Genomic DNA, 21,051 nt, shown 5'->3' with positions numbered 1-21,051 from the left:
ACCTGGGGCACCCGAACGAAGGGAAGATCATGTTCCGGCACGTCGTGCTGTTCACCTGGACGGAAGAGGCCACCGAGGAGCAGAGGGCCAGGGTCGCCACGGAGCTCGGCAGGCTGCCCGAGGCCATCACGGAGATCCGCTCCTACACCGTCGGCCCCGACGCGGGCGTGAACCCGGGCAACCACCAGTTCGCCGTCGTCGCGGACTTCGACAGCGTCGACGACTTCATCGTCTACCGTGACCACCCGCTGCACCAGGCCGCGATCGCCGAGCACATCAAGCCGATCGTGGCCTCGCGGGCGGCGGCGCAGTTCGAGGTCTAGGCCGGCACGATCCGGGGTCCGGGGAGGTCAGACGTCCGGCGGGTGGTTCTCGCGGTGCATCAGGCGCTCCTCGGACGTGTGCCCGCGCTTGGGAGCCATCACGATGCTCAGCACGACGCCGACGGCACCGACGATCATGAAGATCAGGCCGATCACGTCGATGTGCACGGCCTCACCGAGGACGTCGGGATCGATGGCGAAGCGGAGGATGGCGCCGAGCGTGAGAAAGAAGATGCTGACCCCGACACCCATGGGTTCCTCCGGGAAGGCTGTACGTCAGGCAAAGAGACAGTCCGGGGTTGGTCATACCCTCTCAGGCGTGATCACACCACCGAGGATGGCCTTGTCCGCGGCGGTGGGCCCCGACGAGCCCAGCCACACCGGCACCTTGAGGGCCTCCGCCACCGCAGCGGGCCAGTCGTCGATCCCGTCGGCGTAGCGCGGCCCGGCTTCGCGCAGCCGTTCCGTCAGCCCGGCCTGCCCGTCGAGGTCGCCCGCCGCGCCCACCGGAAGCTCGCCGATGTCGTACGAGACACACATCCGCGACACCGGCGCGTCCAGGTGGGTGAGCGCGAGGGCGTCGGCCCCGCCGGAGACCGCCAGCGCGTAGCGGTGGGCCACCGCGTCGAAGTAGCCGGTGCGGAAGGGCCCCTGCCAGGGGCCGGTCCCGTTGTGGGCCTCGGGCGGCGTGAGCGCCGCGTCCTCGGTGACCAGCGGTCCGGGGCCGTGCCGCGGGGTGTAGGTCCGCAGCACGCCCAGCCGCATGGCGGGCACCCCGTCGAGCAGCTCCAGCGCGTTGGCGAAGGTCGTCGTGCTCCAGGTGGTGTACGGGTGGAAGCCGTGCCACTCGTCGAGCAGCACGCCCTGCGCCCCCTCGAAGACCACGGGCCGCCTGCGCAGCAGCGCGGTCATGAACGAGGAACCGACCAGGATCACCCGCTCGGCGAACGCCCGGTAGGCGTCGACGCAGTCCTCCACGGGCGGCCCGGTCACCCCCAGGGCCTCGCGGAGCGCGCGCAGCTTGCGGGCGAGCCGGGCCGGCTCCTCGCAGTCGCCCGCGACCGGCGCGAGATCGGGGTGATCCAAGGCGTAGGCCATGGTCTCGCCGACGCCCATCCCGCACGACCCGTGCCGGTCCGCACCGCGCGCCAGCTCCCTGGCCCGCCCCGCCGCCACGTGGTACGGCGTGGCGAGCAGGGCGTCCCGGTCCACGGTGAGCAGGCAGAACGGGTTGGGGACGCCCAGCCTCTCCAGGTGGGCCGCCTCCCCGGCCAGTGACAGCGGATCCACGACCATGAACCTGGACAGGTGGGTCGGCACGCCCCTGAACGTGCCCGCCCCGAACTGCGCGAACGTGTGGTGCCTCCCGTCGGGCAGGACGACGTTGTGACCCGCCTGCCCGCCCCCGTTGAACCTGACGACCGCCTGGACGGGCTCGCGGGCGCAGAGCCAGTCGACGACGGTGCCCTTCCCCGCGTCGCCGTACCCGAGGTCGGTCACGATCACGTGCTCACGCATACGGCCACCCGTCCACCCTCGTCTCCTCCCCTTCCTCTTCTTCTCACCGGTTCTCGCCGGCGAGTCGCTCCCCGCCGGCCCTCCGCAGGAAGCCCTCGTCTGTGCCTTCGCCGAGAGGCCCCGTCCGTCCCTCGACCGGAGGCTCCCACCCAGCCATCCACCGGAGGCTTCCCGCCGGTCCCTTCCACCGGAGGCTCCTCCCCGGCGGGGCGTTGTTCCCGCCGGGGAGGAGCCGTCTCCCTTCGTGGTGGCACTCCCCGCCGCTCTCGCGGTGGCCGCCGCACGGCGGGGAGGTCTTCAGAGCCGCATCACGCCGCTGTCGCCGCCCAGGTCGAGCCCGTCGGCCACCACGAGGGTGCCCCGGTCGAGCTTGGCGAGGGCCTTGCTCACGGCGGTTCCGGCGTTCGAGCCGAGCTCGTCGAGGTCGTCCAGCCCCTCCCGCAGGTCGATGGCGTCCTCGCCGAGGCCGACGGTGAGCGCGATGGTCTCGCAGACCGCGTCCAGGTCGTCCAGCTCCAGCACGTTCTGTCCGAGCAGCTCGCGCCAGGCGGCCAGCACCCGGCTGTCCCCGGCGTAACTCGTCCCGGCGGGGAGGATGTAGTAGACGTCGTAGATCCTGGTCAGTTCGGCGACCATGTCCTTGGTCGGGATGTCGCGCTGGAGCCGCTCGCCGACCACCTTCTCGACCTCGCGCCGCCTGACCTGCGGGTAGGGCAGCTCGTCGCCGATGATGAACAGGTAGCCCCGGCGGCCCCGCTTCTCGAAACAGTCGATCGAGGTGTGCCTGGCCATGAAGTACATCGCCAGCTCGTACGACTCGGTCATCTGGCCGCCGCCCCCGCCCTCAAGCAGGATCTTGCCCAGGTGCTCGTCCATCCGGTTGTCGGACTCGAACTGGCCGACCTGCAGCGGGGCCCGGTCGCAGGTGGCGTCGCCGATCGCGCCGAAGAGGATCTGCGGGTCGGTGGCGTACCCCTTGCGGAGCAGCAGCCCGAGCAGGTCGGGCAGCTTGGTCTGGAGGGTGCGGGGCACCCCGCCCATCGAGCCGGTCACGTCGAACAGGACGGCCACGGCCAGGGAGTTGGGGTGCTCGGCGGAGTCACGGCTCTCGCGGAGCGTCACTTCGTGCGGGTCGAGGTCGGGGTGAGCGGAGCGGGCGCCGCTGTCGCTGTAGGCGAAGGCGCTCGAACCCTTGGCCGCGCGGTAGCTCGCGGCGGCGGAGTAGACGTCGGTGGACCAGATTCCGCTTCCCACGGGTGATCTCCTCGGATCAGGGGTGGAACGTGCTATGAGGTCGTTTTGAAGGTCTAGAGATGGAGCGGCCGGTATTTCCTCGGCCCGTACAGGTCGTCGAGCAGGTCGTCGAGCTCTCCCAGCAGCCGCCAGGCGTCGTTCGGCGGGCTGAGCAGGCTGCCCCGGACGAAGTTCCTGACCGGGGTGGGGACGCGGTCGCCCATGAGGGCGGCCACGCAGCGGGTGGCGAGGTGGATGTCGGTGGCCGGGGTCGCGGGCGTTTTGGCCAGGACCCCGGCCGGGTAGTCGTCGCGGTGCCTGGCCACGAGGGCGGTGATCGGGGTGCCGAGCGGGACCGACTGGCTCCAGTCGACGAGCACCAGGCCGTGGTCGAGCGGGTGGACGAGGACGTGGTGCCCGAACACCGCGCCGTGCACGACCCCCGCCCGGTGGGCCGCGCCGACGACCACCAGCAGCCGCCGCCAGATCCACGCCGCGTCCCTCACGTCCAGCACCGGCCGCCGCCGCTGGACCTCCTCCAGGCTCAGGAACCCGTCCGGCACCCGGCTGATCACGTTGGCCTGCCGCTCGATCCCCTCCGAGCGGTGCCGGAACGACTCCACCACGCGGGGCACGTACGGCAGGAGCAGCGGGTCGCCGTCGCGCGCGATCGTCTCCAGGGACTCCGCCTCGCGGCGCATGAGGTCGTTGTCCGCGTGGCTGCGCGGGAGCTTGAGCAGCGTGTCGGGGCCGCTCTCGTAGAGCACGGCCGAGGCGCCCCGCCGGAAGACGCCCCCGATCCGGTAGGTGCCCCGCCTGGTGGTGATCACCGTCTCCTTGGCCCGCTCCGAGGCTCCCGCCGGGGCCCCGTCGCGGGCCGCCCACAGCCTCGCCAGCCGGGAGAACGCCTCGGCGGCCTCCGCTCCCGGCGCGAGGTCGGGGTGGAGCAGCCTCGCCAGCCTCCGGTACGCCCGGTGGGGGGAGTCCCCGCCGAACAGGTCGTCGGGCGTGCGGGCGGCGGTCACCAGCGCGATCGCCTCGGCCGTGGTCATCTGATCTGCTCCTCCCTGGCGGGCCGCAACAGGGCGGGGTGCAGGAGCCGGGCGTCGCCGGCCCGGTAGAGCTTGGCGCGCGGCCCGCCCCTGGCCCCGCCGCTCTCGGTGGTCTCGCCGGTGCTCTCCACGAAACCGGGCACCGACAGGATCTTGCGGTGGAAGTTGCCCGCGTGCAGTGACACACCCCAGACCGTCTCGTAGACGCCGCGCAGCTCGGAGATCGTGAACCTCTCGCCGGCGAACGCGGTGGCCAGCGGGGTGTACTCCAGCTTGCCGCGCGCCCGCTCCAGCCCGTACGCCAGGATGCGGTCGTGGTCGAACGCGAGCTCCGGCAGCTTGTCGACCGGGTGCCAGGAGGCGTCGGCCGCGTCCGAACCCGCCCGGGGATCGGGCAGATCGGGGGCGAACGCCAGGTAGGAGACCGACACGATCCTCATCCGCGGATCACGCTCGGGCGCCCCGTAACTGGCGAGCTGCTCGATGTGGAGTCGGCCTGACGGCCCAGCCAGCCCCGTCTCCTCGGCCAGCTCCCGCGCCGCGGCCTGCGGCAGATCCTCTCCCGGCCGGATGAACCCCCCGGGCAGCGCCCACAGCCCCGCATGGGGTTGCTCGGCCCGCCTGATCAGCAGAACGCGCAACCCGCCCCCGCGAATGGTCAGCGCCACCACGTCGACCGTCACCGCGACCGCCGGGTATGCCCGAGGGTCGTAGCCGGCCAGGAACTCGGATTCATCCATCACATGTCCTTCTCAGATTGAGACAATCTCAGTATGAGAATAACAGGAGGCCGATGTCAATGACTTTGCGGTGATCCATCCTTCTTCGCCCTTCCTAAGGCCCCCTCCCCGGCCGGACCCGGGGCGAGGCGGGATGGGCCGGTGGCCCGGCCCGCCGGGGCCGTCCGGGAGGTCGCGGCGCAAGATGAGAGGCCGGGGAACGGATGAGGGACCGGCCCCGTGAGAACGGGGCCGGTCCCTCATCGTGCCTGCCGCGGGAGCAGGTGGTCCTCGGGCCTGAACCGGCCTGAAACGGCCGGGTCAGATCGGGTCAGATCGGGTCAGAACGCCTCTTCGGGCAGTTCCATCAGGTCCTGGTCGGTGGCGTCGAGCGTACGGCGCTCGGCGGCGACGCGGGGCAGGACGGTCTGGGCGAAGAACGCGGCCGCGGAGACCTTGCCGGTGTAGAAGGCGTGGTCGCTCCCCTCGGTGGCCGAGCCCAGCGCGGCCAGGGCCACCTCGGCCTGGCGCAGCAGCAGCCAGCCGATCACCACGTCGCCCAGGGCGAGCAGGAACCGGGTGGTGTTGAGGCCGACCTTGTAGACCTCCTGCGGGGTCTCCAGCGAGCCGATCGCCCAGCCCGCCATGGTGTCGGCCATGGCCTTGACCTCGTCCGCGGCCTCACCGAGGAGCTTGCGCCCCTCCTTCAGCCGCCCGTTGCCCGCCTCGGAGGCGGCGAAGGCCTTCACGTCGCCGTACAGCGAGCCGAGGGCGGCCCCCTGGTTGCGCAGGACCTTGCGGAAGAACAGGTCCAGGCCCTGGATCGCGGTGGTGCCCTCGTAGAGGGAGTCGATCTTCGCGTCCCTGATGTACTGCTCGATCGGGTAGTCCTGCAGGTAGCCGGACCCGCCCAGGATCTGCAGCGAGCGGGCCAGCAGCTCGTACGAGCGCTCGGAGCCGACGCCCTTGACCAGCGGCAGCAGCAGGTCGTTCATCGCCTCGGCGTGCTCGTTCCTGCGGCCCTCGTGCTCGGCGATCAGCACGTCGTCCTGGTAGGTGGCGGTGAGCATGACCAGGGCCCGCATGCCCTCGGCGTACGACTTCTGGAGCATCAGCTCCCGGCGCACGTCCGGGTGGTGGGTGATCGTCACGCGCGGGGCCGACTTGTCGGCCATCTGGGTGAGGTCGGCGCCCTGCACCCGCTCCTTGGCGTAGGCGAGGGCGTTGAGGTAGCCGGTGGAGAGCGTGGCGATCGCCTTCGAGCCGACCATCATCCGGGCGTGCTCGATGATCATGAACATCTGCTTGATGCCCTCGTGCACCTCGCCGATCAGCGTGCCCACGGCCGGGCGCTCGCCGCCGAAGGTGACCTCGCAGGTCGTGGAGACCTTGAGGCCCATCTTCTTCTCGACGTTGGTGACGAGGACGCCGTTGCGCTCGCCGAGCTCGCCGGTGTCCAGGTCCACGTGGTACTTCGAGACCAGGAACATCGACAGGCCCTTGGTGCCGACGCCGTGCCCCTCGGGGCGGGCCAGCACCAGGTGGAAGATGTTGTCGGACAGGTCGTGCTCGGCGCTGGTGATGAAGCGCTTCACGCCCTCGATGTGCCAGGTGCCGTCGTCCTGCCGTACGGCCTTCGCGCGGCCGGCGCCCACGTCGGAGCCGGCGTCCGGCTCGGTGAGCACCATGGTGGCGCCCCACTGGTTCTCGATGGCCAGCTCGGCGAAGCGCTGCTGGTCCTCGGTGCCGATCGTGTGGAGGATGTAGGCGAAGGCCGGGCCGCTGGAGTACATCCACACGGCCGGGTTGGAGCCGAGCACCAGCTCGGCCAGGGCCCAGCTCACGCTGCTCGGCAGGCCGGGGCCGCCCATCTCGGCGGGAAGGCCGAGGTTGGTCCAGCCCGCGTCACGGTAGGCGGCGAAGGACCTCTTGAAGCCCTCCGGCATCGTCACCGTCGAGGTGGCGGGGTCGAACACCGGCGGGGTGCGGTCGCCCTCCTCGAAGGAGTCGGCGAGCACGCCCGTGGCGAGCCGGTTGACCTCCTCCAGGACGCTTCGCACGACGTCCTCGTCCAGATCGGCGTAAAGGCCGGTACCCAGGATGTCCCGGCGCCCGAAGACCTCGAAGAGGTTGAACTCCAGGTCACGGACATTGCTCTTGTAGTGGCCCATGGGGTCTGCTCCTTGAAACCGGGGGTCCGGGACTGTCCATACTCGCCAGTAACGTTACCTGTAATGCTACCCGCGAGTAACCCCTAAAAAACAACCCCGACTGGGACGTTCGTCACGCTGCCCGGAGGTGCCTCAGGGGGCCGATCGACGGGCGGGGGAAGCTCTTCTAGGCTTTCCACATGGACGAGCAGTGGCGGGCCGACCTCGGGATGTGGGCCATTCCCGAGGAGATCGCGGCCAGGGCACCGGTCAGTCCCTGGGGCCACTCCCCGGCGCGGTTCGCCGAGCGCACCGATCTCGCCCTCGCGGTTCCCGAGGGGCCGACCCTGGCGCGGATCGCCGAGGCGCTCCCACCCGGCGGGAGCGTGCTGGACGTCGGCGCCGGGACCGGGGCGGCCTCCCTGCCGCTGGGCCGGGCCCTGGGGGAGCTGATCGCGGTCGACGCCTCCGGCGCCATGCTCGCCGAGTTGGCCTCCCGGGCGGCGGCGCTCGGCGTTCCCACCCGGATCGTCGACGGCCGCTGGCCCGACGTCGCGGACCGGACACCGGTCGCGGACGTCGCGGTCTCCGCCCACGTCGTCTACGACGTGCCCGAACTGTCGGGGTTCCTCACCGAGCTCACCCGTCACGCCCGCACCCGGGTCGTCCTGGAACTTACCGGCCGACACCCGATGAGCTGGCTCAACCCCCTGTGGCAGCACTTCCACGGCATCACCCGCCCGCGGAGACCCACGGCCCACGATGTGATCGCCGTCGCGGAGGGGCTCGGCCACGAGGTCCGCCACGAGTGGCGGGTGGCCCCGCTGCCCCGCTTCACCCGGCTCGAGGACCTCGCCGAGAGCGCCTGCCGGAGGCTCTGCCTCGGGCGGGAGCGGGCCGACGAGGTCATCGCGGCGGTGGTCGAGCTGGACATGTGGCCGGTGCCCCGCGACCGGTGGTTCACCATCTGGTGGGAATCAAAGTGAGATCCGGCTACGTTCCACCGGGAGAACGCTCAAAAAGAGCGTTTCCGGACGAGACGCGCCGTACCCGGTAGGCAAAGACGACGCTCCTGATCAAGGAGGAGCTGTCATGCCCTGGGTTTTCATCGTGGTCGCCGGCCTGTTCGAAGTCGCGATGGCGTACTCGCTCAAGCTGAGCGACGGGTTCTCCGTGCCGCTGCCGAGCGTCGGTTTCATCGTCTTCGGCGTGCTCAGTTTCGGCCTGCTCGCCATCGGCCTGAAGACCCTGGAGGTCGGTACGGCCTACGCAGTCTGGACGGGCATCGGAGCCGTCGGCACCGCCGCGCTGGGCATCGTCGCCCTCGGCGAGGACGCGTCGGCCCTCAAGATCGCCTCGATCCTGCTCATCGTCGCGGGCGTCGTCGGGCTCAACTTCGCCGGCGGCGGCCACTGACCGCGCCCGGACGCTTCGGCGCCCTCTGCGGGTCGCGCGCGCCCGGAGGTTTCGGCTGAGGGTCGCGCGTCCGGATGTTTCGGCGCCCTCTGAGGGCGGCCGTGCGGGCGTGTCCAGTAGCGTGACCCGCGGATTCTGAATCGGCTCGCCCGAAACCAGCTTGACGGCTTTGGTGGTGTCGGGTTGGGTGGGGGCATGATTGACGTTCACTGTGTGACCTTCGACTGCGCCCGGCCGTACGAGCTGGCGACCTTCTGGCGCGACGCCGGCGGCGGGGAGCTCCACCCGGACACGGAGAAGAACGACGACGAGGTCCTTCTCCAGGGCGGCCGGGTCGACCTGCTGTTCATCAGGGTCCCCGAGGACAAGGCGGTCAAGAACCGTGTCCACCTGGACCTCACCGGCTCGGCGGGCACCACCCGCGAGGAGGAGGTCGAACGCCTCGCCGAACTCGGCGCCACGATCTCCGGGGACCACCGCAACCCCGACGGCAGCGGCTGGGTCACGATGCTCGACCCCGAGGGCAACGAGTTCTGCGTCTGCCGCGCCGAGTACGAGCGGGTCTAGCGTCCCCGGACGGCCTCGGCCCGTTCACGCCGATGGGCCCGGTTACGCCAGAGGGCTCGGCCGGGCCGCGAGGCCGGGCGATCGCGTGGGACCGGCCGGCCGCGCGAGACCGGCCGGTCACCGGTGGCCTGGACGGCCGGGCCGCGAGGCTTGGCGGCCACCGGACCGCGAGGTTCAGTGGCCACCGGGAAGCGAGGTCTGGCCGCGTCCCTTGAGGGTGAGGGCCACGATCGCCGTGATCAGGTAGACCACGACACCCCCCTGGAGCGCGTCCAGCGCCGCCCCGAAGACGCCCTCGCCGTCGAGGACGAGCTGCACCGGATACAGCAGGATCGCGGAGCCGAGAGCGGGATAGAGGGAGAACCTCCAGGGGTGGCGCAGCGCCCAGAGCCGGGCCTGCCGGGTCACCCGGTCGCCGACGGCGGGCTTGCTGATCGAGCCGATGGCCGCGACGAGCGAGAACAGGCCGATACCGACCATCATCGCCCACGCAAGATCCAGGCTCCCGGAGAGCAGGCCCAGCCCCAGGCTGGTGGCCGCCACCGCGCCGCCGGTCACCGCCGCGGCCTTCCAGGGAGCACCGCGCAGCGCCGCTCCGGCGAGGGACATCTCGTCACGTCGAGTCAGTTCGTCGTTCATGCCACCAGAGTGCCTCCCACACCCCCTTGCCCACATCGGGGAGCAACCCTGATTGTCCCCGGGGTCGTTCTAGGGTGACGTGCATGGATGGATCACCGGCGCGCCTGGTTCGAGAGTTTCACGAGAAGATCGGGCTTCCCCTCTCCGACGCCCCCGGCCTGCCTCCCGTGGAGCTGGCCCGCCTGCGGCAGAGGTTCCTCGACGAGGAGGTGGCCGAGGTGGCGCAGGCCGCCGAGGCGGGCGATCTGGCCGGTGTCGCGCACGAACTGGCCGACGTGGTCTACGTCGCGTACGGCACCGCCCTGACGTACGGGATCGACCTGGACCGGGTGCTCGCCGAGGTGCACAGGGCCAACATGACGAAGTCCGGCACCGAGAACGGCAAGGCCGCCAAGGGGCCGGGTTTCACGCCCGCCGACGTGGCCGGGGTGCTCACCGGGGAGGGGCGCGGCCGGAGGGTTTAGCGGCTTCGCTCTTCCGGGGCCGCCGAACGCGACAGGTTCGCCAGGTGCGGCGTACCCGCCGGGGGCGACAGGTTCGTCGGGTCCGGTGGATCCGACGAATGCGATAGGTGCGGCAGGTGCGCCGGGTCCGGTGGATTCGACGGGTTCGATGGGGCTGACGGTCATTCGGTGGCGCGCGGGGCGAGTTCGACGAGGTTGTCGTGGTAGACGGCGCCCCGGCCCATGTCGGCGTCTCGGGCGGCCACCACGGCGTTCGCCGTCGCGCCCCCCGGGCTGAGCTTGCGCCAGTGTCCCTTGGTGGACGCGACCACGCCGGGCCGTACCTTCTCGCTGATCTCCACCACGGCCTCGAACTCGCCGTCGTCGTTGAACACCCGGGCCCGCTGTCCCTCGCTCAGCCCCCTCCGCGAGGCGTCCTCGGGGTTGACCAGGATCCGCGGGCCCTTCGAGCGCTTCAGCAACTCGGGGTTGTTGCCGAAGGTGGTGTTGAGGAAGGTGTGGGAGGCAGGCGTGATGAGCGCCAGCGGGTACGGCCCCGGCGCGGCCGAGGCCGTGTGCGACGGGACGTAGGCCGGTCCCGAGCCGAACTCCATCCGGCCCGAGGGCGTCGGGAAGCCGTCGGTGAACGGCACGAACGGCTGGGGGACGCTGAGGCGGACCCAGCCCTCCTTGCGCAGCCGGTCGAGCGTGATCCCCTCCAGGGAGGGATGACCCGAGGTGAGCAGCTGTTCGGCCAGCTCCAGGTCGGAGTCGTACAGGGACGGCTCGGTGAGCCCCATGTGCCGCGCCAGGCGGCGGAACGTCTCGGTGGTGGACAGGCACTCGCCCGGTGGCTCGACGGCGGGCTCGTTCCACAGCAGGTACATGTGCCCGTACCCCGCGTGCAGGTCGGCGTGCTCGATCTGCATGGTGGCGGGAAGGACGATGTCGGCGTAGTCGACGGTGTCGGTCGGGAACTGCTCCATCACGACGGTGAACAGGTCCTCGCGCAGCAGCCGCTCGCGGACCCGGTTCTGGCCGGAGGTGGAGCCCATCGGGTTGGCCGCGTACACCCACAGGCACTTGACCGACTCGTCCAGCTCGTCGGCGAGCCGGGTCATGGTGAGCGTGCGGACAGGGCCGGGGAGCAGGTCGTCGCGGGTGTCGATGTTCAGGTGGACGTGCCCGCTGGTGGAGTACGCGATCCCGCCGCCCGGGTGGCGCCAGTCGCCGGTCACGCCGGGGATGGCGGCGATCGTGCGCATCGCGGTGCCGCCGCCCGCGTGCCGCTGCATGCCCATGGTGGCCCGGATGCCGGTGGGCCGCGTACGCGCCAGACGCGTCCCCAGGGCCCGGATGTCGTCCTCGGGCAGCCCGGTGATCTCCGCCACGCGCGCCGGAGGATGGCGCAGGATCTCCTCGCGGAGGTTCTCCCAGCCGCTCGTGTGGTTCTCCAGGTAGTCGCGGTCCTCGGCGCCCTCGGCGAGGACGACGTTCATCAGCCCCAGGGCGAGGGCCGCGTCGGTGCCCGGCCGGATCGGCAGGTGCTCGTCGGCCTGCTCGGCGGTGCGGGTGCGGATCGGGTCGATCGCCACCACGTGCGCCCCGGCCGCGCGGGCGTCCTGGACGAACCTCCACAGGTGGTGCCCGGTCGTCAGCGTGTTCGTCCCCCACAGCAGGATGAGCCTGGACAGGGCGAACGTCTCCGGATCCATGCCGCCCGGCGTGCCGTAGATCTGCCGCAGCCCGGAGTTCCCGGCCGAGGAGCAGATGTTCAGGAAGTGACTCGACGCCCCCAGGACGTTCCAGAACCGCCTCCCGGCGATCCCCTCCGCCCCCTGGACGTATCCCAGCGTGCCGGTGCCCAGGTAGGGCCAGATCGCCTCGCCGCCGTGCTCGTCGACGATGTCCCGCAGCCGTACGGAGATCTCCTCCAGGGCCTCGTCCCAGCTGATCCGCTCGAACCGGCCGGACCCCTTCGGGCCGACCCGCCGCATCGGGTGCAGGATGCGATCGGCCGCCCGGGTGTGCTCCAGGTAGCGGTTGACCTTCACGCAGAGCGCGCCCCGGGTGTACGGATGGTCCGGGTTGCCGCGCATCTTGACGGCATCGCCGTCCTGGACGGTCACCACCCAGGAGCAGGTGTCGGGGCAGTCCAGCGGGCACGCCCCCAGCACTCGCAATTCGCCTGACGACATGCCCCGACTGTAGCCGCGCCCCCTGGCCGGGGCGCACGCGCGTTCCCCTTTCCCGCCCCGCGCGCCCGGCCCTCACCCGGACCGTACGCGGCGCGGCGGCCGTTCACCCGAGCAGGCCGCCGTGCTCGTGCTCGTGGCCGTGGCCGGGTTCCAGGCCGCCCGCGCCGGTTCCCGCCTTACCGGGGGTGACCGCGCCCTTGCCCGGCCCCTCGGGCCCTCCGGGATCCCCGGGGCTGTTGGAATCCCTGGGAAGGTTGTCGGCGTACGCGTAGACGAACGCCGCCGTCGCGATCGCGCCGCCGTTCACCTCCAGCGCCCTGTCGTTGATGTTGGCGGTGGTGTCGCACGCCTGGTGGTAGCACTTGTCGTACGCGACCCCGGCGGTGCCGCCGAACTTCTGGGCCTCGTCGGCGGTCTTGATGCTCTCCGCGCCGGTGAACAGCCCGCCCGAGGGGATGCCGATCGCGATGAAGGGGCCGTAGTCGGACCGGCCGCTGAACTCGGCGTCCTGGTACGGCTCGCCCACCGCCGTGAAGTACGCCTGGAAGAGTTTCTCGATCTGGCCCGATCCGGCGGGCGGAGTCGCGCCGACGGCCGTGCCGGACGAGTCGCCGTCGTAGATCCCGAAAACGTGGTTCGGTGAGGCGATCATGTCGAAGTTCAGGTAAACCTTGATCTTCGCCCGCTCCGCGGGGGGCAGGGCGGCCACGTAGTACTTCGAACCGAGCAGGCCCAGCTCCTCGCCGCCCCAGAAGGCGAAGCGCAGCCTGTTCTTCGTCCGCAGCGACTTCGCAGCCAGCGCCGTCTCCAGGATGCCCGCGGTACCCGAGCCGTTGTCGTTGATGCCGGGGCCCGCCACGACGCTGTCCAGATGGGCGCCGAGCATGACGACCCTGTCCGGGTCACCCCAGGGGCTCTCGGCGATGAGGTTGCGCGTCCTGCGGTCGGGAACGTTCTCGGCGTCCACGGCGAGCGTCGCCGTCGTTCCCGCCGCCGCCAGCTCCTCACCGGTCGCGAAGTCGGTGCCGACGACCGGGATGTGCACGGCGGAGGTGTTGAGCGAGCCGCCGAGCAGGCCCTTGCGGTCGGCGGCTCCCTGGACCACCCGGCCGTCGTTGAAGATGATCACACCGGACGCGCCGGCGGTCTCGGCCTGTTCCGCCTTGGTCTGGAAGCTGCAGGCGCCGCGCTGGATCAGCGCGATGTTGCCCCGGACGAAGGTGGAGAAGTCGCTCGCCTCACACCCCGAGGTGGATTCCGGCGCCCCCGCCGACGGCGGGACCAGGTCGACCCCCTGCACCGGGGCCGTCACCTTCCCCGAGCCGGAGTACGTCATGGTCCTGAAGTCGGTACCGGGCCTGTACGTCTTGACCGAGGGCCGTTTCCGCTCCAGCACGGGGGGAGCGGTCTCGCGGAAGAAGGAGATCTTGAACTCCTGCGAGGTGACCCGGTATCCGGCGGCGCGGAGTTTGCCCGCGACGTAGGCCAACGAGGCGTCGTAGCCCGGTGCGGCCGCCGCCCGGTTGCCGCCGTTGGCATCGGCGATGGCCTGGAGCATGCCCAGGTGCCGCTTGAGGGCCGCGAGCTTGACCGACGACCCGAACGTCTTCGCGCCCGGCGGCAGAGGACTCTCGGGCGGTGGTTCGGAGCCGCCGCCCCCGGGAGTCGGCGCCACGCCGGCCGGAACGACGGACGCCGCGGCAGGTTCGGAGCCGCGCCCGGGAGTTGGTGTCACGCCGGCCGGAACGATGGAAACCGCGGCCGGTTCGGAGCCGCCGCCTCCCGGAATCGGCGCCGCGCCGGCCGGGACGGTGGACGCGGCGGACACCGAGGCCAGGGACATGACCGAGACCACGGTGATCGCGGCCATCAACTTCCCGGGGGAACCGGAGGGGGTTTCCCGCCCCTCGGACGTGGCTCGGCGGGACACGGGCGGGTGACGGAACATGATGTTCAGCCTTTCAGTCCGTCCCCCATCAAATTGATTGTTTCCGCAGGTAGAATGGTCAATTCTCCATCTGCGACAGGTACGCTATGTTCGCCCGGTCCTCCTCGTCGAGGCTGGGGCTTCCCGCGAACCAGGCGTCCAGGATCTCCCCGAGCAGGGGGGCGGAGGTCAACCGGAGGCTGATCGCCAGCACATTGGCGTCGTTCCAGCGACGTGCCCCGTCCGCCGTGGCCGCGTCCGCGCACAGCGCCGCCCGCACGCCGGGCACCTTGTTCGCCGCGATCGACGCGCCCGTCCCGGTCCAGCAGCACACGATCGCCTGATCGGCCGATCCCGAGGCCACATCCCCGGCGGCACGCGCGCAGCACCACGCCCAGTCGGCCCGCTCGTCGGCCACGGCACCGTGAGGTATCACCGTGTGACCTCGTTTTTCGATTTCAGAGACCAAGATGGAAGCCACACCGTCAAGACTGTCGGAGGCAACTGAGATACGCATGACTCTGATTGTGGACACTGAAGGAGAAGATCGGTGACGCACCTGTAATGCGAAACGTGCAGAATCGCAGGCGGTGACGAAAATCGGGGAACTGGACGAAACGGCGTCCGTCGACGGCACACGGCCGGCGACAGACGACGATCTCGCCGTGCACGTCGTCGAGCCGCTGCTCCCGCAGCGGATCCGCCGCCCCTCCGACCTGCTGAGGTTTCTGGCGACCCTGCTCGCGCTCGCGGCCGTGGTCCTGCTCGCCCTCGTCGCCAAGAAGACCCTGAACGGCCTGGAGGGCGACGTCGCCGACGGCACCAGCCGGGCGCCGTTCCTGCTCAGCGGGCTGGCCGGGGTGCTGAGCGCGTCGGCCATGCTCGGCGTGCCCGTCGCCTTCGCCATCGAGCGGGTGCTCCACCGCGACGGCCTCAGGGTGGCCGAGGGGCTCTTCGCGGCCATCGCCGCGATGGTGTTCTCCTTCGTGCTCGGCGAGTGGATCCTCAACACGGGACCCGAGGATCTGCGGGTCCTGCTGACCGGCGGACGGGCCGGGGTCGAGCCGGTCAACACCCTGCTCACCCCGATCATCGCCTACGTCACCGCGGTGCGAATATCCCGCCGCCCCACCTGGCGGGCGGCCCTGTGGAGCGCGGTCGCGCTCAACGCCGTCGCCCTGTTCGCCGGGCTCGCCGCGACCATCCTCGGCATCGTCGTCTCCATCATGGTCGGGCTGGCCGTCGGCTACGCCACCCTGTACGGCGTGGGCAGCCCCAACACCCGCCCTCCGGGCAGCGCGGTCGTCATGGCACTCCGCAAGCTGGGCTTCGTCCCCGTCAGGGCCCGCAGGCTCGACGACGACCACCAGAGCAGCCGCCGTTACGCCGTCGGCCTCAAGGACGGCAGCCGCCTCGACGTCACCGTCCTCGACCGTGACCGCCAGGTCGCCGGGGTGCTCTACCGCCTCTGGCGGCGCATCCGCCTCAACTCCGAGACCCGCCGCAAGGCCATCCGCTCGCTCCGCGCCGAGCTGGAGCGCGAGGCCCTCATGGCGTACGCCGCGCAGGCGGCCGGAGCGAGCACCCCCAGGCTCGTCGGCACCAGCGAGATCGGCACCGAGGCCGCGCTGCTCGCCTACGAGCACACCCCCACCCGCGCGCTCGACAACATCCCCGACAAGGAGATCGACGACAACCTGCTCGCCCAGATCTGGGAGCAGGTCCTGCTGCTGCAGGTCCAGCGGCTCGCCCACCGGCGGCTGACCGGCGACAGCATCCACGTCGACGGCGAGGGCCGGGTGATCCTGATGGACGCCCGCAGCGGCGAGATCGCCGCCGGCGACCTGCTGCTCCGCCTCGACATCGCCCAGTTGCTCACCTACCTCAGCCTGCGCGTCGGCGCCCAGCGGGCGGTCGACGCCGCCGCGGCCGTGGCTGGGTCCGGCGTGCTCGCCGACGCGCTCCCCCTGCTCCAGCGGATCGCGCTGACCCGCGAGACCAGGGCCGCGCTCACCAAGGACAAGGAGCTGCTCACCGAGATCCGCGATCGGATCGTCGAGCTCAAGCCGAGGGCCGAGGCCGAGGAGGTGCGCCTGGAGCGCTTCCGTCCCCGGACCCTGATCACCATCATCGGCACCGCGTTCGCCGCGTACTTCCTGGTCTACTACCTGACCCAGATCAACCTCAACATGATCACGTCGGCCAAGTGGGGCTGGACCGGGGTGGCGCTGGTCGCCGCGATGCTGAGCTATGTCGCCGCCGCCCTCATGCTGATGGGCTTCGTGCCGGAGAAACTGCCCCTCGGCCGTACCGTGCTCGTCCAGTTCGCCGGGTCGTTCGTCAAGCTCGTCGCGCCCGCCGCGGTGAGCGGGGTCGCGATCAATACCCGCTACCTGCAGAAACGTGGCATTCCCCCGGGGCAGGCGGTGGCCAGCGTGGGGGCCTCACAGCTCATCGGGCTGGCCTTCCACATCACCCTGCTGCTGCTGTTCGCCTACATCACCGGTTCCAACACCGCCTCGTCGTTCACCCCGTCGCGCACGCTCGTGATCACGCTGCTCGCCGTGGCCGTGGTGATACTGGTCGCGGTGAGCGTGCCGCGCCTGCGCCGCATGATCATCGCGCGGCTCCGCTCGCTGTTCTCCGGCGTCATCCCGCGCCTGCTCGACATCCTCCAGTCGCCCAAGAAGATCGTCGAGGGCTTCAGCGGCACCCTGCTGCTCACCCTGTTCTTCGTGGTCTGCCTGGACGCCTGCGTTCGCGCCTTCGGCGAGTCCCTCAGCTTCGCCGCCGTCGCCATCGTCTTCCTCGCGGGCAACGCCATCGGCTCGGCCGCCCCCACCCCCGGCGGGCTCGGCGCCGTCGAGCTGTCCCTCACGGCCGGTCTGACCCTGGCGGGCGTGCCACCCGAGGTGGCGCCCTCGGCCGTGCTGCTGTTCCGGCTGCTCACCTTCTGGCTGCCGGTCCTGCCGGGCTGGGCCTCGTTCACGTACCTGCAGCGGCACGAGGCGCTCTAGCACTCGGGCTTTTTCGCGGACGGAGGCCGCCGGTCATCTGGACCGGCGGCCTCCGTACGGATGGGCGGGTGAGGTCAGGCCTCGCTGGACGTGGCCCAGATGTTGATGCCCGCGTCGACCGCGTCCTTGTCGATTGCCTCCAGCTCCCCGGCGTCGAACGACGGCTTCTCCACCGCCGCGAGGCTGTTCTCCAGCTGCTTGACGCTGCTCGCGCCGATCAGCACCGAGGTGACGCGCCTGTCGCGCAGCGCCCATGCCAGCGCCATCTGCGCCAGCGACTGGCCGCGCCGGCCCGCGATCTCGTTCAGGGTGCGGATGTGCCGCATCGTCTCGTCGGTGAGCATGTCCGGGGTGAGGAAGCGCCCCTGCGAGGCCCGCGACCCCTCCGGGATCCCGTTCAGGTAGCGGTCGGTCAGCATGCCCTGCGCCAGCGGCGAGAACGCGATGCAGCCCACGCCCTCCTCCTCCAGGACGTCGAGCAGGCCGCCCTCGATCCACCGGTTCAGCATCGAGTACGAAGGCTGGTGGATCAGCAGCGGCGTGCCCATCTCCCGCAGGATCCGCGCGGCTTCCTTGGTGTGCTCGGGAGAGTAGGACGAGATGCCCGCGTACAGCGCCTTGCCCGACCGGACCGCGTGGTCCAGCGCGCCCATCGTCTCCTCGAGCGGGGTGTCCGGGTCGAACCGGTGGCTGTAGAAGATGTCGACGTAGTCGATCCCCATCCGCTCCAGCGACCGGTCCAGGCTGGACAGCAGGTACTTGCGCGACCCCCACTCGCCGTACGGGCCCGGCCACATGTCGTAGCCCGCCTTGGTGGAGATGACCAGCTCGTCGCGGTACGGGGCGAAGTCCTGGCGGAAGTGCCGCCCGAAGTTGGTCTCCGCGGTCCCGGGCGGCGGGCCGTAGTTGTTGGCCAGGTCGAAGTGGGTCACCCCCAGGTCGAAGGCCCTCCGCAGGATGTCCCGCTGGACCTCGAAGGGCTTGTCATCGCCGAAGTTGTGCCAGAGCCCCAGGGAGACGGCGGGCAGCTTGAGCCCGCTCTTGCCGACCCTGTTGTACGGCTGCCGGTCGTCGTACCTGTCGTTCGCCGCGATATACGTCACTGAGCCACCTTCGTCGTGTCGAGGATCCAGGAGAGGGTGAAGGCCTCTTCGCGCCAGGAGTCGTACCTGCCGCTACGGCCGCCGTGCCCGGCGCCCATCTCCGTCTTGAGCAGGAACGGCCCGCCGCTCGCGACGTCGCGAAGCTTCGCGACCCATTTGGCGGGCTCGTGGTAGAAAACCCTGGTGTCGTTCAGGCTGGTGATCGCCAGGATCGGCGGATAGACCCGGCCGTCCACGTTCTCGTAGGGCGTGTACGACTTCATGTACGCGTACACCTCGGGATTGTGCAGCGGGTCGCCCCACTCGTCCCATTCGATCACGGTCAGCGGCAGCGACGGGTCGAGGATCGTGTTCAGCGCGTCCACGAACGGCACCTCCGCCACCACGCCCGCGAAGGTCTCCGGCGCGAGGTTGGCGACCGCGCCCATCAGCAGCCCGCCCGCGGAGCCGCCCCTGGCGACGATCGCGCTGGACCAGTTCGTGGCGGAGAGGTGCTCGGCGGCGGCGACGAAGTCGGTGAACGTGTTCTTCTTCTGCTGGAACTTGCCGTTCTCGTACCAGCGGCGGCCCATCTCACCGCCGCCCCTGACGTGCGCGACGGCGAAGACGAAGCCCCGGTCGAGCAGGCTGAGCCTCGCGATGGAGAACGACGGGTCGATCGAGATCTCGTAGCTTCCGTAGCCGTACAGCACGGTGGGGGCGGGCCGCTCCGTGCCCTTCCTGGCCACGAGCGAGATCGGGACGCGGGTGCCGTCCGAGGCGGTCGCCCACTCGCGGAACTGCTCGTAGTCGGCCGGGTCGTAGCCACCCAGCACGACCTTCTGCTTCAGCAGGACCAGCTCGCCCGCGCCCAGGTCGTAGTCGTAGACCGACGGCGGAGTGATCATGCTGGTGTAGCCGAGCCGCAGCCGTCCCGTGACGAACTCCGGGTTGCCCGACGGGGCCACGTCGTAGATCGGCTCGGGGAAGGGGATCTCGTACGCCTCCCCGTCGCGGGGCAGGATGCGGATGCCGGTGAGGCCGTCCCTGCGGAAGTGCACGACGGTGTGGCCCTCGAAGGCGTCGACGTCGAGCAGCCGGGTGTCGGCGCGGTGCTCGATGAGCGGCGTCCAGCTGCCGGGGTCGTCGAGGGGCGCGGTGGCCAGCTCGAAGTTCTCCGCGTTCCGGTTGTGCAGGACCAGGAAGTGGTCGCCCGCGTGGTCGACGCCGTACTCGACGCCGATCTCCCGGGGCCTGGCGACGCGGAACTCACCGGAGGGGTTGTCGGCCTCCAGGAGGCGCACCTCGCTGGTGATCTTGCTTCCGGCGGAGAGGACCAGGTAGCGCTCGCTGCGGCTGAGCCCGATGCCGACCCAGAACCGCTCGTCGGACTCCTCGTGGACGAGCACGTCGTCCTCCGCCGGGCTCCCGATCGCGTGCCGGTGGACCTGGTTGGGCCGCCAGGCGTCGTCGACCGTGGTGTAGAAGAACGTCGTGCCGTCGGCGGACCAGGCGCCGCCGTAGAAGATGCCGGGAATCTCGTCGGGGAGGGTCTCGCCGGTGGTGAGGTTCTTCACCCGCAGGGTGAAGCGCTCGTCGCCGGTGAAGTTGGTGGAGTAGGCCAGCAGGGTGCCGTCGGGGCTGACCGAGCTGGTACCGATCGAGAAGAAGTCGGAGTCTCCGGCGAGCTCGTTGCCGTCGAGCAGGACCTCCTCACCGGGAAGCGACTCCCCGGCCTTCAGTTCGGGCGGCGTCTCGCCGTCCGCCGCGACCCGGCACTGGATGCCGTACTGCTTGCCCTCCTCCGTCCGCGAGTAGTACCACCAGCCGCCCTTGCGGGTGGGGACCGAGAGATCGGTCTCCAGGGTGCGTCCCTTGATCTCCTGGAACAGCGTCTCCTGCAGGGGCTTGAGGTGGGTGGTCGCCTCCTGCGTGTAGGCGTTCTCCGCCTCCAGATAGGCGACCACCTCCGGGTCGTCCTTGACCGTCAGCCACGCGTAGTCATCGACCACGGTGTCCCCGTGGTGCACGCGCTCGCTGGGAACCTTCTTCGCCGTCGGCGGCGTCTGGCTGCTCACCTGGCCGAGTCTATGTTTCCGCCGACGCCTGTTCGGATCCACCCGCTCAGCGGGCTTGTCCTGCCTGGCCGGCCGTCCCTGTCGTTCCCGCTGCCCCTGCCGCTCCGGTGGTTCCTGTCGTTTCGCTCGGCTCGCAGGGCGGGGCTGTCGTTCCCCCTGGCTCCTCCGCCCAGCTCCTCCGCCTGGGGAATACGGTCGCGGGGTTCGTCGTTACGTCTCGAGCGGTCCGTGGGGGCTGCTAATCTTTTGATGTCGGCAAGGTCCGGCGCAAACCACTCCAATCACTCCGGTGACTTCAGTATGGCTTGTGTCGTGTTTGCCGGTAATCCCTTTGAAACCAACGGTCTCGAAGATCGGTTCGCAGAGCCGCTCAGAGGCTGGTAAGTTTGAGGGGTTGCTCTGGAAACGGAGTCGCCTGAATTCCAGTAGGACCAGCTAGATCGAATCAACCGGATCAAAACAAGCCGGTTTGACACGAAAAAGCGGGCCTGAAAGAATAAAGGCACAACGAAAGAACAGAAAAGAATAAAAACGAACGCCCCGGAGTTCTGGTCGGCCGGTTGGTCGGGTCAGGGTGATGGTGTACGCGTCCGTTTCTTGAGAACTCAACAGTGTGTTAAAAGCCAGTGCATGAAGCACAACCCCGTCCTACCACTCTTTTCGGGTGGGGGATGGATTCCTTTGGTTGA

At 70.3% G+C, this 21,051-nt stretch carries 18 protein-coding genes and 1 riboswitch; of the genes, 6 read left to right on the top strand and 12 right to left on the bottom strand.

Annotated elements, in window-relative coordinates; translation table 11 throughout:
- Positions 1-29: 29 nt before the first annotated feature.
- Positions 30-323 (top strand): Dabb family protein, encoded by a 294-nt coding sequence (locus OG587_RS04145; RefSeq protein ID WP_329087016.1) that lies wholly within the window; start codon positions 30-32, stop codon positions 321-323.
- A 27-nt stretch (positions 324-350) separates the two neighbouring features.
- Here the strand turns inward: OG587_RS04145 and OG587_RS04140 are convergent, their stop codons facing one another.
- The 6 genes from OG587_RS04140 to OG587_RS04115 form a co-directional block, all read right to left on the bottom strand.
- The gene (locus tag OG587_RS04140; protein WP_329087014.1) at positions 351-575 is read right to left on the bottom strand and encodes a DUF6458 family protein; all 225 of its coding nucleotides are present in this window, start codon (positions 573-575) and stop codon (positions 351-353) included.
- Between the two features lie 51 nt (positions 576-626).
- Complete coding sequence (locus OG587_RS04135) at positions 627-1,841, bottom strand: adenylosuccinate synthetase (RefSeq protein ID WP_329087013.1); 1,215 nt, start codon at positions 1,839-1,841, stop codon at positions 627-629.
- Between the two features lie 297 nt (positions 1,842-2,138).
- Positions 2,139-3,095, bottom strand: coding sequence for a hypothetical protein (locus tag OG587_RS04130; RefSeq protein ID WP_329087012.1), 957 nt, complete (start codon positions 3,093-3,095; stop codon positions 2,139-2,141).
- A 53-nt stretch (positions 3,096-3,148) separates the two neighbouring features.
- The gene (locus OG587_RS04125; RefSeq protein ID WP_329087009.1) at positions 3,149-4,126 is read right to left on the bottom strand and encodes a lipopolysaccharide kinase InaA family protein; all 978 of its coding nucleotides are present in this window, start codon (positions 4,124-4,126) and stop codon (positions 3,149-3,151) included.
- Entirely contained in the window at positions 4,123-4,866 is a 744-nt protein-coding gene (locus tag OG587_RS04120; protein ID WP_329087007.1) for an NUDIX hydrolase, read from the bottom strand. The genes OG587_RS04125 and OG587_RS04120 overlap by 4 nt, the downstream gene beginning before the upstream one ends.
- A 320-nt stretch (positions 4,867-5,186) precedes the next feature.
- Positions 5,187-7,016, bottom strand: coding sequence for an acyl-CoA dehydrogenase (locus OG587_RS04115; RefSeq protein WP_329087005.1), 1,830 nt, complete (start codon positions 7,014-7,016; stop codon positions 5,187-5,189).
- Between the two features lie 179 nt (positions 7,017-7,195).
- On the opposite strand from OG587_RS04115, the gene OG587_RS04110 reads away from it, so the two are divergent.
- The 3 genes from OG587_RS04110 (at position 7,196) to OG587_RS04100 (ending at position 8,978) form a co-directional block, all read left to right on the top strand.
- Positions 7,196-7,981: a class I SAM-dependent methyltransferase gene (locus tag OG587_RS04110; RefSeq protein WP_329087003.1), complete on the top strand. Its 786-nt coding sequence runs from the start codon at positions 7,196-7,198 to the stop codon at positions 7,979-7,981.
- 21 nt (positions 7,982-8,002) lie between these two features.
- Positions 8,003-8,068, top strand: a riboswitch (guanidine-III (ykkC-III) riboswitch).
- Between the two features lie 19 nt (positions 8,069-8,087).
- The gene (locus tag OG587_RS04105; protein ID WP_329087001.1) at positions 8,088-8,411 is read left to right on the top strand and encodes a DMT family transporter; all 324 of its coding nucleotides are present in this window, start codon (positions 8,088-8,090) and stop codon (positions 8,409-8,411) included.
- Positions 8,412-8,606: 195 nt separating this feature from the next.
- Positions 8,607-8,978 (top strand): VOC family protein, encoded by a 372-nt coding sequence (locus OG587_RS04100; protein ID WP_329086999.1) that lies wholly within the window; start codon positions 8,607-8,609, stop codon positions 8,976-8,978.
- 174 nt (positions 8,979-9,152) lie between these two features.
- Here the strand turns inward: OG587_RS04100 and OG587_RS04095 are convergent, their stop codons facing one another.
- On the bottom strand, positions 9,153-9,617 hold the full coding sequence (locus OG587_RS04095; RefSeq protein WP_329086998.1) for a hypothetical protein: 465 nt from the start codon (positions 9,615-9,617) through the stop codon (positions 9,153-9,155).
- Between the two features lie 83 nt (positions 9,618-9,700).
- On the opposite strand from OG587_RS04095, the gene OG587_RS04090 reads away from it, so the two are divergent.
- A complete protein-coding gene (locus tag OG587_RS04090) occupies positions 9,701-10,081 on the top strand; it encodes a MazG nucleotide pyrophosphohydrolase domain-containing protein (RefSeq protein ID WP_329086996.1) in 381 nt (126 codons plus the stop codon).
- A gap of 161 nt (positions 10,082-10,242) precedes the next feature.
- Here OG587_RS04090 and OG587_RS04085 read toward each other — a convergent pair whose 3' ends face one another.
- The 3 genes from OG587_RS04085 to OG587_RS04075 all read right to left on the bottom strand — a co-directional run bounded on the left by OG587_RS04085 (position 10,243) and on the right by OG587_RS04075 (position 14,702).
- The gene (locus OG587_RS04085; RefSeq protein WP_329086994.1) at positions 10,243-12,258 is read right to left on the bottom strand and encodes a molybdopterin-containing oxidoreductase family protein; all 2,016 of its coding nucleotides are present in this window, start codon (positions 12,256-12,258) and stop codon (positions 10,243-10,245) included.
- A gap of 103 nt (positions 12,259-12,361) precedes the next feature.
- A complete protein-coding gene (locus OG587_RS04080) occupies positions 12,362-14,128 on the bottom strand; it encodes a M28 family metallopeptidase (RefSeq protein WP_329086993.1) in 1,767 nt (588 codons plus the stop codon).
- A 136-nt stretch (positions 14,129-14,264) separates the two neighbouring features.
- Complete coding sequence (locus tag OG587_RS04075; RefSeq protein WP_329086991.1) at positions 14,265-14,702, bottom strand: RpiB/LacA/LacB family sugar-phosphate isomerase; 438 nt, start codon at positions 14,700-14,702, stop codon at positions 14,265-14,267.
- Between the two features lie 73 nt (positions 14,703-14,775).
- Here OG587_RS04075 and OG587_RS04070 point away from each other — a divergent pair, with 73 nt between their 5' ends.
- Positions 14,776-17,202, top strand: coding sequence for a lysylphosphatidylglycerol synthase transmembrane domain-containing protein (locus OG587_RS04070; RefSeq protein WP_329086989.1), 2,427 nt, complete (start codon positions 14,776-14,778; stop codon positions 17,200-17,202).
- Between the two features lie 74 nt (positions 17,203-17,276).
- On the opposite strand, the gene mgrA is transcribed toward OG587_RS04070, so the two are convergent.
- Positions 17,277-18,305: an L-glyceraldehyde 3-phosphate reductase gene (gene mgrA, locus OG587_RS04065; RefSeq protein ID WP_329086987.1), complete on the bottom strand. Its 1,029-nt coding sequence runs from the start codon at positions 18,303-18,305 to the stop codon at positions 17,277-17,279.
- Positions 18,302-20,362 carry a S9 family peptidase gene (locus tag OG587_RS04060; RefSeq protein WP_329086985.1) on the bottom strand — a complete coding sequence of 687 codons (2,061 nt, stop codon included), beginning with the start codon at positions 20,360-20,362 and terminating at the stop codon, positions 18,302-18,304. Before OG587_RS04060 ends, mgrA begins: the two co-directional genes overlap by 4 nt.
- Positions 20,363-21,051: the final 689 nt, after the last annotated feature.

It is taken from the genome of Streptosporangium sp. NBC_01469 (assembly GCF_036227305.1).
Lineage (GTDB): Bacteria > Actinomycetota > Actinomycetes > Streptosporangiales > Streptosporangiaceae > Streptosporangium.
Note: the sequence above shows the minus strand (reverse complement) of the source record. Positions and strands in the feature narration are given on the sequence as shown.